Origin of the sequence: Streptomyces sp. NPDC050738 (assembly GCF_040654175.1) — a bacterium.
Classification (GTDB): domain Bacteria; phylum Actinomycetota; class Actinomycetes; order Streptomycetales; family Streptomycetaceae; genus Streptomyces.
The window spans coordinates 95,880-109,431 of record NZ_JBFAHN010000003.1 but is presented as its reverse complement, the minus strand read 5'-3'; the positions used below and the strand labels follow the sequence as shown (position 1 = coordinate 109,431).

At 67.5% G+C, this 13,552-nt stretch carries 11 protein-coding genes and 2 tRNA genes; 7 read left to right on the top strand and 6 right to left on the bottom strand.

Annotated features, from left to right (window positions below; genetic code table 11):
• Positions 1-13 precede the first annotated feature (13 nt).
• Positions 14-1,096, bottom strand: a complete 1,083-nt coding sequence (locus tag AB0H78_RS08555; protein ID WP_363233522.1) for an acyltransferase family protein — start codon at positions 1,094-1,096, stop codon at positions 14-16.
• A 368-nt stretch (positions 1,097-1,464) separates the two neighbouring features.
• On the opposite strand from AB0H78_RS08555, the gene AB0H78_RS08550 reads away from it, so the two are divergent.
• The gene (locus tag AB0H78_RS08550; RefSeq protein WP_329117281.1) at positions 1,465-1,659 is read left to right on the top strand and encodes a hypothetical protein; all 195 of its coding nucleotides are present in this window, start codon (positions 1,465-1,467) and stop codon (positions 1,657-1,659) included.
• Between the two features lie 65 nt (positions 1,660-1,724).
• On the opposite strand, the gene AB0H78_RS08545 is transcribed toward AB0H78_RS08550, so the two are convergent.
• A tRNA-Gly gene (locus AB0H78_RS08545) sits at positions 1,725-1,798 on the bottom strand.
• Between the two features lie 129 nt (positions 1,799-1,927).
• Between AB0H78_RS08545 and AB0H78_RS08540 the strand changes: the two genes are divergently transcribed.
• The 5 genes from AB0H78_RS08540 to clpX all read left to right on the top strand — a co-directional run bounded on the left by AB0H78_RS08540 (position 1,928) and on the right by clpX (position 6,590).
• Positions 1,928-2,004 (top strand) — tRNA-Pro (locus tag AB0H78_RS08540).
• A 144-nt stretch (positions 2,005-2,148) separates the two neighbouring features.
• Positions 2,149-3,534 carry a trigger factor gene (gene tig, locus AB0H78_RS08535; protein WP_363233521.1) on the top strand — a complete coding sequence of 462 codons (1,386 nt, stop codon included), beginning with the start codon at positions 2,149-2,151 and terminating at the stop codon, positions 3,532-3,534.
• 254 nt (positions 3,535-3,788) lie between these two features.
• Complete coding sequence (locus AB0H78_RS08530) at positions 3,789-4,394, top strand: ATP-dependent Clp protease proteolytic subunit (protein ID WP_363234074.1); 606 nt, start codon at positions 3,789-3,791, stop codon at positions 4,392-4,394.
• A 59-nt stretch (positions 4,395-4,453) separates the two neighbouring features.
• Positions 4,454-5,140: an ATP-dependent Clp protease proteolytic subunit gene (locus tag AB0H78_RS08525; RefSeq protein ID WP_363233520.1), complete on the top strand. Its 687-nt coding sequence runs from the start codon at positions 4,454-4,456 to the stop codon at positions 5,138-5,140.
• A 157-nt stretch (positions 5,141-5,297) separates the two neighbouring features.
• Positions 5,298-6,590: an ATP-dependent Clp protease ATP-binding subunit ClpX gene (gene clpX, locus AB0H78_RS08520; protein ID WP_363233519.1), complete on the top strand. Its 1,293-nt coding sequence runs from the start codon at positions 5,298-5,300 to the stop codon at positions 6,588-6,590.
• Between the two features lie 80 nt (positions 6,591-6,670).
• On the opposite strand, the gene AB0H78_RS08515 is transcribed toward clpX, so the two are convergent.
• The 3 genes from AB0H78_RS08515 to AB0H78_RS08505 are packed head-to-tail and all read right to left on the bottom strand — an operon-like array spanning position 6,671 to position 9,602.
• Positions 6,671-7,660 carry a hypothetical protein gene (locus AB0H78_RS08515; protein ID WP_363233518.1) on the bottom strand — a complete coding sequence of 330 codons (990 nt, stop codon included), beginning with the start codon at positions 7,658-7,660 and terminating at the stop codon, positions 6,671-6,673.
• Positions 7,661-7,709: 49 nt separating this feature from the next.
• Complete coding sequence (locus tag AB0H78_RS08510; protein WP_363233517.1) at positions 7,710-8,630, bottom strand: hypothetical protein; 921 nt, start codon at positions 8,628-8,630, stop codon at positions 7,710-7,712.
• 18 nt (positions 8,631-8,648) lie between these two features.
• Positions 8,649-9,602 (bottom strand): hypothetical protein, encoded by a 954-nt coding sequence (locus AB0H78_RS08505; RefSeq protein WP_363233516.1) that lies wholly within the window; start codon positions 9,600-9,602, stop codon positions 8,649-8,651.
• Between the two features lie 138 nt (positions 9,603-9,740).
• On the opposite strand from AB0H78_RS08505, the gene AB0H78_RS08500 reads away from it, so the two are divergent.
• Entirely contained in the window at positions 9,741-12,365 is a 2,625-nt protein-coding gene (locus tag AB0H78_RS08500) for a valine--tRNA ligase (RefSeq protein ID WP_363233515.1), read from the top strand.
• Positions 12,366-12,436: 71 nt separating this feature from the next.
• Here the strand turns inward: AB0H78_RS08500 and AB0H78_RS08495 are convergent, their stop codons facing one another.
• A complete protein-coding gene (locus tag AB0H78_RS08495; RefSeq protein WP_363233514.1) occupies positions 12,437-13,543 on the bottom strand; it encodes a DUF5925 domain-containing protein in 1,107 nt (368 codons plus the stop codon).
• Positions 13,544-13,552 lie beyond the last annotated feature (9 nt).

Sequence of the window (13,552 nt, the reverse complement as noted above, 5' to 3'; positions counted from 1 at the left end):
TCACGCCACCTGCTCAACTCGGCCTACGGAAGGCCCAGTTCATCTCCGGTTCGGTGACGCATCGCATCACCCTGCGTACCGGCGGCGTGCAGAACGCGGTCACCGCGACGACGATCGAGAGCGTCACCACGACCTCGCCGAGCGGTTCGCTCAGCCAGTGGTACTTCTCGAACCACCCGGTGTAGTCGATGGTCTTGATCAGCAGTCCGTGCAGCAGATAGCCGCAGATCGTGCCCGCGCCCAGGACCGTGAACCACGTCCTGCGGCGCGGCACCCAGGCCAGGAAGCACGCGGTCAGCACCAGCGAGCAGCCGAAGAGGGCCAGCGTCACCAGGATCCCGACCCACCAGGACACGGCCAGCTCCTGCACCGCGAAACTGCGGTAGAACCACCGCAGACTCATCCGGGGCGAAGCCCAGTACGCGAAGAGCAGCGCACCCGCGAACACCGGTACGGCGGCCACCCGCACGGCACGCCGCTGGACCATCGCGAAGTGCTCGGGCCGCAGATTGAGCCCCAGCACGAAGAACGGCAGGAACTGCAGCACCCGCATGAAATCGAAGTCGGGCCCGATGCTCGGGGCGACCGAGGCCAGTACGCACATCGTGAGCGCGACCGGCACGGGCCAGCGCACCAGCTTCCACAGCGGCGTCGTCAGCCGCCAGATGAAGAGGGCGGCCAGGAACCAGGTCAGGAAGAAGGGGTCGAGCAGACTGATCTCGTGCTGCGGATTGCTCATCCACCGCTCATACAGCGAGTACGTCACCTCGAAGACGACGTAGGGCACCGCGACACCGGTGACCAGCCGCTTCAGCCGGTCCGCCCGCATGTCGAAGGTCCGGGAGAAATAGCCGGAGATGACGATGAAGGCCGGCATGTGGAAGGTGTAGACGACCATGTAGAGGGCGCGCGTCGCGCGGCTGCCGTCCATGACGGGCTCCCACGAGTGGGCCATGGCCACCAGCACGATCGCCAGGTACTTGGCGTTGTCGAAGAAGGCATCGCGCCGTGTGTTCAGCGTCTTTGGGGCGTCGAGTTCCGGCTTCTTTGCCGGGGGAAGCGGAGCTCGCTGATATCCGGGGGGAGCGTGAACCATTCGACGCACCCTAGCGTTGCACTCGGGATTCCGTAAAACTCTTCCCGGGTTCATCAATTATGTCCGACTATGCTCGCCCGAAGCCCCCTTAATTGGGGCATTTCAGCACCCTCGCTTCTCTCTATATTCGGCATGCATATTCACTGCTGCAAGGGGTATACGTGACGCCGCGTCGCGCCAGGGGGCGCCCTCACACCCCGTGTGCGCCCGGCGCGCACCGAGCGCGCGGATGGCGTGATCCGATCGGCGACGATTCGTCACCAGGCAACAACCACAGGCTCGTTGGTGGCACGATGGAACATGCGGATGCGTGCTGGGCTGCGCGCTTCCGGGCCGGAACGGCGGACCGACCGAGGGTGTGATCAGTTGTGGCCATTTCACTGTCCGTGGTGCTCTTGTTGGCAATCGTCCTGGTGGTGTTGATACGAGGGGGCTCCATCAAGGCCGGGCCGGCGATAGTCGCCGTACTCTTCGGCTTCTTCCTCGCGTCCACGGGCATGGCCCCGTCGATCGACCGGTTCCTGAACTCGATAGCGGACACGATCAACCAGATCAAGTTTTGAGGCGCTCGGCCTGAAACGACTTCGGCCCGGCCGGTGAGTGATCACCGGCCGGGCCGAAGTCCGTATGGAGCGGGCGACGGGAATCGAACCCGCGTAGTCAGTTTGGAAGACTGGAGCTCTACCATTGAGCTACGCCCGCACAAGCGCACCGCAGGTCGGAACGACCGCGGCACGAGATGCATCGTAGCGGGTCACACGCCCTTCCCGCACACCGCATAAATGCAGCCACCCCACTACGGGCGGGCATGTACCCTACGTCTCGCACCGACGGGGTGTGGCGCAGCTTGGTAGCGCGTCCGCTTTGGGAGCGGAAGGTCGTCGGTTCGAATCCGGCCACCCCGACCACATCAGGCCCCCCAGGCCTTCCAGGCCCACGATCAAGATCGCATTGTGGGTCATCGACCGCTTGCCGTTACTATGCAAGCTGCGTGCCCGCGTGTCTCTGAACCGGGCAGAATCCCAAAATCAGCCCACCAAGGAGACCCAACCGTGAAGAGCGCCGTGGAGACCCTGAACCCGACTCGGGTTCGGCTCAGCATCGAGGTGCCCTTCGAGGAGCTCAAGGACAGCCTCGACGCGGCGTACAAGAAGATCAACCAGCAGGTCACGGTGAAGGGCTTCCGTAAGGGCAAGATCCCGAACCGCGTCATCGACCAGCGGTTCGGCCGTGGTGCTGTGCTCGAGGAAGCCGTCAACGACGCGCTCCCGAAGTTCTACACCGAGGCTGTCAACGAGGGTGAGCTGAACGTTCTCGGCCAGCCCGAGGTTGACATCACCGAGCTCAAGGACGGCGAGCTGCTGGCCTTCACCGCCGAGGTCGACATCCGGCCCGAGATCGAGATCCCGGACTACACCGGTATCGAGGTCGAGGTCGACGCTGTCTCCGTCTCCGACGAGGACGTCGACAAGGCCGTCGAGGACCTGCGTGGTCGCTTCGCGTCCACCAACCCGGTCGAGCGCGCCGCCGAAGACGGCGACGTCGTGACGCTCGACCTCGAGGCCAAGGTCGACGGCGAGGTCCTGGAGGACGGCGTCGCCGAGGGTGTCTCGTACACCATCGGTTCCGGCGAGCTGCTCGAAGGCATCGACGAGGCCGTCAAGGGCCTGGAGGCCGGTGGCGAGGCCACCTTCACCTCCGAGCTCAAGGGCGGATCCGCCGAGGGCAAGCCGGCCGAGGTCACCGTCAAGGTGTCCGCCGTCGCCGCCCGTGAACTCCCCGCGCTGGACGACGACTTCGCGCAGCTGGCGAGCGAGTTCGACACCCTTGAGGAGCTGCGCGCCGACAGCCGCTCGCGCCTCGAGAACATGAAGCAGTACGACCAGGCCACCCAGGCCCAGGAGCGCGTCCTCGACGAGCTGCTGAAGCTGGCGGAGGTCCCGATCCCCGAGAAGCTCCTCGAGGACGAGATCAACACCCGCAAGCACAACCTGGAGCACCACCAGCTCGAGCAGATGGGCCTCGACCTCGCCAAGTACCTGGAGATCCAGGGCAAGACCGAGGAAGAGTTCATCGCCGAGACCAAGGAGCAGGCCGAGAAGGGCATCAAGACGCAGTTCATCCTCGATGAGCTCGTCAACAAGGAGAAGCTGAACGTCAACCAGGAGGAGCTCACCGAGCACCTCATGCGGCGCGCTGCTTCCTCCGGCATGTCCCCCGACCAGTTCGCCCAGGCCGTCGTCGAAGGCGGCCAGGTTCCGATGCTCGTCGGCGAGGTCGCCCGCGGCAAGGCCCTCGCGGTCGTCGTCGAGGCCGCCACGGTCAAGGACACCGACGGTGAGGTCGTCGACCTGAGCGACGACGAGGACGAGGCCGCCGAGACCACGGACGCCGTGGCCGAGGACGCCGCCCCGTCCGAGGAGAAGACCGAGGCCTGAGCCTCCGCCTGAACCCGTGGAACGGGCCCGGACGCAGCACGCGTCCGGGCCCGTTTTCGTACACACGCACAGGCCCTCAGGGGGGCGCTAGCTTGCGCTCCGAGCGAACAGTTCGGGAAGCGGGATGGCGTTGTCCTACCTGCGCGTTAGGGTCCATGAATAGGAGAGCACGGGAGTGTCCGGGCCTTCCTGAATAAAGACGCTGAGACGGTAGAAGCCGTCAGAGACGAGCAGGTGGATACGTGACGAATCTGATGCCTTACGCCGCCGGCGAGCCCAACTTCGGTGGTGGCCTCGGCGACCAGGTCTACAACCGACTGCTCGGCGAGCGGATCATCTTCCTCGGCCAGCAGGTCGACGACGACATCGCCAACAAGATCACCGCACAGTTGCTCCTTCTCGCGGCCGACCCCGACAAGGACATCTTCCTGTACATCAACAGCCCCGGCGGCTCGGTGACGGCAGGCATGGCGGTCTACGACACCATGCAGTACATCCCGAACGACGTGGTCACCATCGGCATGGGCCTCGCGGCCTCGATGGGCCAGTTCCTGCTCACCGGCGGCACCGCGGGCAAGCGCTTCGCGCTCCCGAACACCGACATCCTGATGCACCAGGGCTCGGCCGGCCTCGGCGGCACCGCGTCGGACATCAAGATCCAGGCCGAGCAGCTGCTGCGCACCAAGAAGCGCATGGCGGAGATCACCGCCCGGCACTCCGGCCAGACCATGGAAGCGATCATCCGCGACGGTGACCGCGACCGCTGGTACACCGCGGAAGAGGCCAAGGACTACGGCCTCATCGACGAGATCATCACCTCCGCCTCGGGCGTTCCGGGCGGCGGCGGCACCGGGGCCTGAGGCTCCGTACGTACGCCGCACTGCCCGACCGACGACCACAGACGCAGAACGCCACCAGGATGGTGAACCCTCTTATGAGCAACTTCCAGGTCAATGCCTCCGCCAACGGCCTCTACACCGGCCCGCAGGTGGACAACCGCTACATCGTCCCGCGCTTCGTCGAGCGCACCTCGCAGGGCGTGCGTGAGTACGACCCGTACGCGAAGCTCTTCGAGGAGCGCGTGATCTTCCTCGGCGTGCAGATCGACGACGCCTCCGCCAACGACGTCATGGCGCAGCTCCTGTGCCTGGAGTCGATGGACCCGGACCGCGACATCTCGATCTACATCAACAGCCCCGGCGGCTCGTTCACGGCCCTCACGGCCATCTACGACACGATGCAGTTCGTGAAGCCCGACATCCAGACGGTCTGCATGGGTCAGGCGGCCTCCGCCGCCGCGATCCTGCTCGCCGCCGGTACGCCGGGCAAGCGCATGGCGCTCCCGAACGCCCGTGTGCTGATCCACCAGCCGTCCTCGTCGACCGGTCGCGAGCAGCTCTCCGACCTGGAGATCGCGGCCAACGAAATCCTGCGTATGCGCGCCCAGTTGGAAGAGATGCTGGCCAAGCACTCCTCCACCCCGATCGAGAAGATCCGGGACGACATCGAGCGCGACAAGATCCTCACGGCCGAGGACGCTCTCGCGTACGGTCTGGTGGACCAGATCGTGTCGACTCGCAAGACCGCGGCGGGCATGCTCGCCTGACGGCTCTGAGGAGCTCTGCCTCCCCTTGGCACGGTCCACGTCAAAGTGAACCCTGCCAAGGGGGGCCCGAACGGGGGGCCCGGCAAGGTACCGTCGGATATGAGGCACCAGGATCCGCTTGATCGCGAGCGGGTCCCAGGCGAAGGGGAAGCACCTCGTGGCACGCATCGGTGATGGCGGCGACCTGCTCAAGTGCTCGTTCTGCGGGAAGAGCCAGAAGCAGGTGAAGAAGCTCATCGCGGGTCCAGGTGTGTACATCTGCGACGAGTGCATCGACCTCTGCAACGAGATCATCGAGGAGGAGCTCGCAGAGACCTCCGAGGTGCGGTGGGAGGAACTCCCCAAGCCGCGCGAGATCTATGAGTTCCTGGAGGGTTACGTCGTGGGCCAGGAGCCCGCGAAGAAGGCCCTCTCGGTCGCGGTGTACAACCACTACAAGCGCGTCCAGGCCGGTGAGAACGGCGGCGCCCAGGGGCGCGACGACGCCATCGAGCTGGCCAAGTCCAACATCCTGCTCCTCGGCCCCACGGGCTCCGGCAAGACGCTGCTCGCGCAGACGCTCGCCCGGATGCTCAACGTCCCGTTCGCCATCGCGGACGCGACGGCGCTGACGGAGGCCGGCTATGTGGGCGAGGACGTCGAGAACATCCTGCTGAAGCTCATCCAGGCCGCCGACTACGACGTCAAGAAGGCCGAGACGGGCATCATCTACATCGACGAGATCGACAAGGTCGCCCGTAAGAGCGAAAACCCGTCGATCACCCGCGATGTGAGCGGCGAGGGCGTCCAGCAGGCGCTGCTGAAGATCCTCGAGGGCACGACAGCTTCGGTCCCGCCGCAGGGCGGACGCAAGCACCCGCACCAGGAGTTCATCCAGATCGACACGACGAACGTCCTGTTCATCGTGGGCGGCGCCTTCTCCGGGCTGGAGCGGATCATCGAGTCCCGCTCCGGCGCGAAGGGCATCGGCTTCGGCGCGACCATCCGCTCCAAGCGGGAGATCGAGGCGAGCGACCAGTTCCAGGAGGTCATGCCGGAGGACCTGGTGAAGTTCGGGATGATCCCCGAGTTCATCGGCCGGCTGCCCGTCCTGACCTCGGTCCACAACCTCGACCGCGAAGCGCTGCTGCAGATCCTGATCGAGCCGCGCAACGCGCTCGTGAAGCAGTACGAGCGGCTCTTCGAACTCGACGGCGTGGAGCTGGAGTTCGACCGCGAGGCGCTCGAAGCCATCGCCGACCAGGCCATCCTGCGCCAGACGGGCGCGCGCGGTCTGCGCGCCATCATGGAGGAAGTCCTCCAGTCGGTGATGTACGAGGTGCCGTCCCGCAAGGATGTCGCCCGGGTCGTCATCACGGCGGACGTCGTCCGCAACAACGTGAACCCGACGCTGGTCCCGCGCGAGCCGCGGATCATCGGCAACGACGGGCGGCACGAGAAGTCCGCGTAGGCGCGCGGCACACGTACGACACAGGGGCGCCCGGCCAGTCCAACTGGCCGGGCGCCCCTGCGTGTTGTCTCTGCCGGCGGCTACTTCTTGACGCGTGCCGCGTTGTACATCTTGGCCGTCAGCTCCGCGAGGTCGTCGGTGGACATCCCGCTGCCGCCGCCTGTGACCTGCGCGGGGTCCACGGCGGTGAGGATGCCGACCGTGCTGTAGTCGGTCCAGATGCAGATCGGGATCTGCATGCTCTTCGCTTTCACCGAGGTGCTCAGGGCCGTCTCGGAGATCTGGCACTTCATGAGGGCGCCCGAGAACCCGGACGGCTGGTAGACCTTGGCGCTGCCGATGAGCTTGGACGTGCCGCCACTGGCCGTCCCGCCGCCGGCCGTCCCCCGCGAGAAGGCGTCGTCGATGGCCTTCGCGGGGTCGTTGACCTCGCCGTAGAACCCGGTGAAGGACAGCATCTTGGCGTCGGCCGCAGAACCGGCCGTGTACGTCCCGCTAGCCTGCTCGGCGTCGTCGATGCCGATCTCCTTGGCCTTCGCCTTCTCGGCGTCGGTCATGGGCTTGGCCGCGGTGGCCAGTGCACTCTTCGAGTACGCGCCGACCCCGATGGGGGCGACGAGCTTGTAGCCCTTGGTGGTGTCCGCGACGTCGCTGTTGCTGCTGGAACCGCTGCTGCCGCCCTTGGTGAGGAAGAAGACACCGCCGCCGATCACCGCGACCGCCACGACGACGGCGGTGACGATCAGGCCCGTCTTCGACTTGGGGGCCTGCGGCGGGGGCGGCACCTGGCCGTATCCGTACGCGGGTTGCTGTCCGTACGGGGGCTGCTGTCCGTAGGGAGGCTGCTGGCCGTACGGGGCCTGGGGCTGCTGCTGGGGGTAGCCGTAACCGGGCTGGCCCTGGGGCTGCTGCGGCGGGACGCCCTGGGGGGCCTGCTGCGGGTAGCCGTAGCCGGGCTGCTGTGGGGGCTGCTGACCGTACGGACCGGGCTGGCCCTGCGGCGGCTGGCCGTACGGGCCGGGCTGCTGTGGGGGCTGCTGGCCGTACGGGCCCGGCTGGTTGTAACTCATGGGTGGGATTCCCCTCCGAATGCGGTGCGTTCCGGGCTCGGAGCGCTGCTTACTTGTCGACGCGGACTTCGCTGCGGATCTTCGCCGCGTTGGCAGCGGCTGCTTCCAGCGTCCCGCTCCTGCCCGTTGCCGCCATGGCGGCCGCGTCGGTGGTGCTGACGAAGCCGACCGTGCTGTCGTCGGCCCAGACGCAGTACGGCACGGTGACGGCACCCTCTCCCGTACCGGAGGAACTCAGCTTGCTCTCCTGGCACTTCAGGACCCCGTCGCTGAACCCGTCGGGTGTGAAGGCCTTCGGGGCGCCGACCATTTCGGTCTTCGTCGTCCCATTGTCCGTGCTGATCACCGACTTGAGCTTCACGAACTGCGCGTCGACGACCTTCTCGGGGTCGTTGACGTCGCCGTACACCCCGCTGAAGGTCAGGAGCTTCTGTGTCGCGCCGGAACCGGCTCCGTACTTCCCCTGGACGCCCTTGGGGTCGCTGACACCCCAGGAGTTGTACTCCTTGACGTCCTGGCTCCTCATGGCCGGGCCATTGCCTGAGCTGGTCTTCTTGAACTGGCCGCCGAGGAGCGTGTCCGGTGCGGTCAGAGACACCGAACTGCCGCTGTCGCCGCCGCCCTTGGTCAGGAAGTAGACACCGCCGCCGATCGCCGCGAGCGCCACCACGGCCGCGACGACGATGAGGCCCGTCTTCTTCTTGGCGGCCTGCGGCGGAGGCGGGGCCTGGCCGTACGGGGGCTGCTGCCCGTACGGCGCCTGCGGCGGCTGTGGGGGCTGCTGGGGGTAGCCGTAACCCTGCGGCTGCTGCGGCGGGACACCCTGGGGGGCCTGCTGCGGCTGGCCGTAGCCGGGCTGCTGTGGGGGCTGCTGGCCGTACGGACCGGGCTGGCCCTGCGGCGGCTGGCCGTACGGGCCGGGCTGCTGCGGGGGCTGCTGGCCGTACGGGCCCGGCTGGTTGTGGCTCATCGGCGGGGTTCCTCCTGCTTACTTGGCCTCGACACGTACATCGTTGCGGAGCTTGGCAGCAAGTGCCGCGGCGTCCGCCAGCGACTGGCTCTTGCCCGTGCCCATCATCGCGCCCAGGTCCATGTTGTTGACGTACGCGATCGTGCTGTTGTCGCCCCAGATGCACATGGGGACGGAGAAGGACTTGCCACCGGTGCTCGTCTCGGTGACCTTCGCCTCCTGGCACTTCATGATGCCGTTCTTGAATCCGTCCGGGGTGAAGGCCTGGGGGCTGCCGACCAGTTCGCCCTTGGTCTTCGCGTCGCCCTTGTCCTTGTCCGACTCGGACTTGACCTTCGCGAACATGGCGTCGATGACCTTCTCGGGGTCCTTGACGGTCCCGTAGACCCCGCTGAAGCCCAGAATCTTCTGCGTCGTCGCCGAGCCGGATGTGTAGGACCCGTTGGCCGCCTTGGGGTCGGCGACCCCCCAGCTCTCGAAGTCCTTCACGTCGCTGTCCGTCAGGTCGCTGCTGGAGGAGTCGCCGTCGGCGCTCTTCTTGTACGTGCCGCCGATGACCGTCGCCGGGGCGACGAGCGTGTACTTCTTGCCGTCCGAGGTGACCGAGCCGCTGCCGCCACCGCCGTCGCTGCTGCTGTTGCCCTTGGTCAGCAGCCACACGCCGCCGCCGATCACGGCGACCGCCACGACGGCCGCGATCACGATGAGGGGCGCCTTGCTCTTCGACCGCGGGCCGTCCGGCGGGGGCGGGACCTGGCCGTAGGGGGCCTGCTGGCCGTACGGGGCCTGGGGCTGCTGCTGGGGGTAGCCGTAGCCGGGCTGGCCCTGGGGCTGCTGCGGCGGGACGCCCTGCGGGGCCTGCTGCGGGTAGCCGTAGCCGGGCTGCCCCTGGGGCTGCTGCGGCTGCTGGCCGTAAGGGTTCGGCTGGCCCTGCGGCTGCTGGTCGTACGGGCCGGGCTGGTTGTGGCTCATGGTCTGGGTTCCCCCTCCAGAAACTTATGCGATGCGAACATCCTCGCGGACGCCTGTGGGGCGTGGGGTGGCAGGGGGTGCATCGTTACCGAAGATTCCCGTTTCATGACGGCCCGGTGACACCTCTAAACTGGCCCCGTGACCGACATCGCTCAGCAGCAGCCCGCAGACAGCAACCCAGAACTGCCGACCCAGTACGCACCGGCCGAGGTAGAGGGGAAGCTGTACGAGCGCTGGGTTGAGCGCGGTTACTTCGAGGCCGACGCCAAGAGCGACAAGCCTCCCTTCACCATCGTCATCCCGCCGCCGAACGTCACCGGCGCCCTCCACCTGGGCCACGCCTTCCAGGTCACGCTCATGGACGCCCTCACGCGCCGCAAGCGCATGCAGGGCTACGAGACCCTCTGGCTGCCCGGCATGGACCACGCCGGCATCGCCACCCAGAACAAGGTCGAGCAGCAGCTCGCCGAAGAGGGCAAGTCGCGCCAGGACATCGGCCGCGAGGCCTTCGTCGAGAAGACCTGGCAGTGGAAGGAGGAGTACGGCGGCCGGATCCTCGGCCAGCTGCGCCGCCTCGGTGCCGGTCTCGACTGGTCGCGTGAGCGCTTCACCATGGACGAGGGCCTCTCCAAGGCCGTCCAGACGATCTTCAAGAAGCTCTACGACGACGAGCTGATCTACCGCGCCGAGCGCATCATCAACTGGTGCCCGCGCTGTCTGACCGCGATCTCCGACATCGAGGTCGACTACCAGGACGACGACGGCGAGCTCGTCTCGCTGAAGTACGGCGAGGGCGACGAGACCCTCGTCGTCGCGACCACCCGTGTCGAGACGATGCTGGGCGACACCGCGATCGCCGTCCACCCCGACGACGCCCGCTATGCCCACCTCATCGGCAAGCGCATCAAGCTGCCGCTGACCGACCGTACGATCCCGGTCGTCGCCGACGCCCACGTCGACCCGGAATTCGGCACCGGCGCGGTCAAGGTGACCCCCGCCCACGACCCGAACGACTTCGCGATCGGCCAGCGCCACGGCCTCGAGATGATCACGGTCATGGACGAGCGCGCCATCATCACGGTCCCCGGACCGTTCCAGGGGCTCGACCGCTTCGAGGCCCGTTCCGCCATCGTCGAGGCCATGCGCGAGCAGGGCCGGGTCGTCGCCGAGAAGCGCCCGTACACGCACTCCGTCGGGCACTGCTCGCGCTGCAGGACGACCGTCGAGCCGCGCCTGTCCCTCCAGTGGTGGGTCAAGGTCGAGACGCTCGCCAAGGCCGCCGGTGACACGGTCCGCGACGGCCGGGTCGCGCTGCACCCCAAGGAGATGGAGAAGCGGTACTTCGACTGGGTCGACAACCTCAACGACTGGTGCATCTCACGCCAGTTGTGGTGGGGCCACCGCATCCCGATCTGGTACGGCCCCGAGGGCCAGGTCGTCTGCGTCGGTCCCGACGAGCAGCCGCCGACGGGCGAGGGCTGGACCCAGGACGAGGACGTCCTCGACACCTGGTTCTCGTCCGGCCTGTGGCCGTTCTCCACGCTGGGCTGGCCCGAACAGACCCCGGACCTCGCGAAGTTCTACTCGACCGACGTCCTGCTCACCGGCCACGACATCATCTTCTTCTGGGTCGTCCGGATGATGATGTTCGCCCAGTACGCGATGGACGACCAGGTCCCGTTCAAGACGGTCGCGTTCACCGGTCTCGTCCGCGACGAGAACGGCAAGAAGATGTCGAAGTCCTTCGGCAACGTCGTCGACCCGATCGACTGGATGGACGCGTACGGCTCCGACGCCGTCCGCTTCACCCTCGCCAACGGCGCCAACCCCGGCGCCGACGTCCCGATCGGCGAGGACTGGGTCAAGGCGTCCCGTAACTTCGCCAACAAGATCTGGAACGCGACCCGCTTCGCGCTCATGAACGGCGCGACCGTCGAGGGCGAACTGCCGCACGCCGAGCAGATGTCGGCGAACGACCGGTGGATCCTCTCGCGCCTGAACGCGGTCGTCGCCGAGGCGGACGCGTACTACGACGACTTCCAGTTCGCCAAGCTGGCCGACACCCTCTACCACTTCGCGTGGGACGAGGTCTTCGACTGGTACGTCGAGCTGTCCAAGACCACCTTCTTCGCGGGCGGCGAGCCCGCGAAGGTCTCCGCCCGCGTCCTCGGCGAGGTCCTGGACAAGCTGCTGCGCCTGCTCCACCCGATCGTCCCCTTCGTCACGGAGACGCTCTGGACCTCGCTTACCGGCAAGGAGTCGCTGGTCATCGCCGACTGGCCGGTCGACTCGGGCTTCCGCGACACCGCAGCAGAGCAGGAGATCGCCCTCGTCCAGCAGGTGATCACCGAGGTCCGCCGCTTCCGCTCCGACCAGGGCCTGCAGCCCGGCCAGAAGGTCCCGGCCGAGCTCGACCTGACGGGGACGGCGCTGGCTCCGCACGAGGCGTCCATCCGCCAGGTCCTGCGACTGCAGCCCGCGGGCGAGGACTTCCACGCCACCGCCTCGCTGCCGATCGCGGGCTGCAAGGTCGCCCTGGACCTGTCAGGCACGATCGACGTCGAGGCCGAGCGCAAGCGTCTGACGAAGGACCTGGGCGCGGCCGAGAAGGAGAAGGCGGACGCCAACAAGAAGCTCGGCAACGAGGCCTTCCTGGCCAAGGCTCCGGACAACGTGGTCGACAAGATCCGTGCCCGGCTGACCAAGGCGGACGCCGACATCGAGCGGATCACCGCACAGATCGAGGGCCTGCCGAAGGCCTAGTACGCACAGTACGCACAGGTGAAGGCCCCCGGATCCATGCGATCCGGGGGCCTTCCCGCGTCTCGTACGCCTCAGAGGTAGTTGCCGTTCGGGAGACGCGGATCGCCCGGCAGCAGCGGGTCGCCGCCGCGCCGCAGCGCGTACAGCTCGGCCAGTGTCGCGCCCTCCTCGGGAGCGGTGGCCGCGCCGTCGAGCCACACCCCGGCCTCCTGGCGGCTGAGCGGTCCGACTTCGATACGGGCCAGACAGCGGCCGGGGCGGACGATCGCCGGGTGCAGCCGGCCCAGGTCCTCGTTGGTGGTGATGGCGACCAGCACCTTGCGGCCCTGGCCGAGCATGCCGTCGGTGAGGTTGAGGAGGCGGGCCAGGGACTGCCCGGTGGCGAACTTGGCGTCGGCGCGGATCAGTTCGTCGCAGTCCTCCAGGACCAGCAGCCGCCAGCGTTCGTCGTCCGCGTCGGACTCGCCCTCCTCGCCCATGGCGATGCCGATGAGATAGCCGGCGTCGTCGAAGAGGCGTTCCGGGTCGAGTACGCAGTCGATCTGGCACCAGTCGCGCCAGGCGAGCGCCAGCGAGCGCAGCGCGGACGTCTTGCCGGTGCCGGGCGGGCCGTGCAGAAGCAGCAGGCGGCCGCTGACCTGTTCGGGGTCCATGGCCATCAGGAGCGAGAGCTGACGGGCGGGTTCGGCGCTGTAGTTGGTGTGGGCCTCGGACCATTCGACCGCTTCGATACGGCGCTTGCTGTGGACCCCGCCGCGGTCGGCCGACCAGTACCAGAAGCCCATCTCGGTGGTGCCGGCCGGCGGCGGCTCGGTGTCCTCCAGGGCTTCGACGAGCTCGGCCAGGATGCGCTCCGCGGTGGCCAGTTCGACGGCGGTGACCGTGATCTTGGTGTCCTCGGCGAACCAGCGGCTGATCCGCACCGTCCAGCCCTTGCCGCGGGCCAGCATCCAGGCGCGGTTCTTGTCGCGGCTGTGGCGTACGATCTCGGCGCCCTCGGGGAGCTGGATCCCGCCGGACCTCACCCGGTCCAGGCTGGCCGAGCGCGACCAGGGCTCGGCGCCGCTCGCGAAGGGGAGCAGGGCGAGCAGCTCGATGAGATCGAAGTGCGAGTGGTGGTCGCGCAGTCCGATCTCGAAGGCGCTGGGGATGCCGGCGGCGGGGTCCGGATGGCTCATAAGGCCATG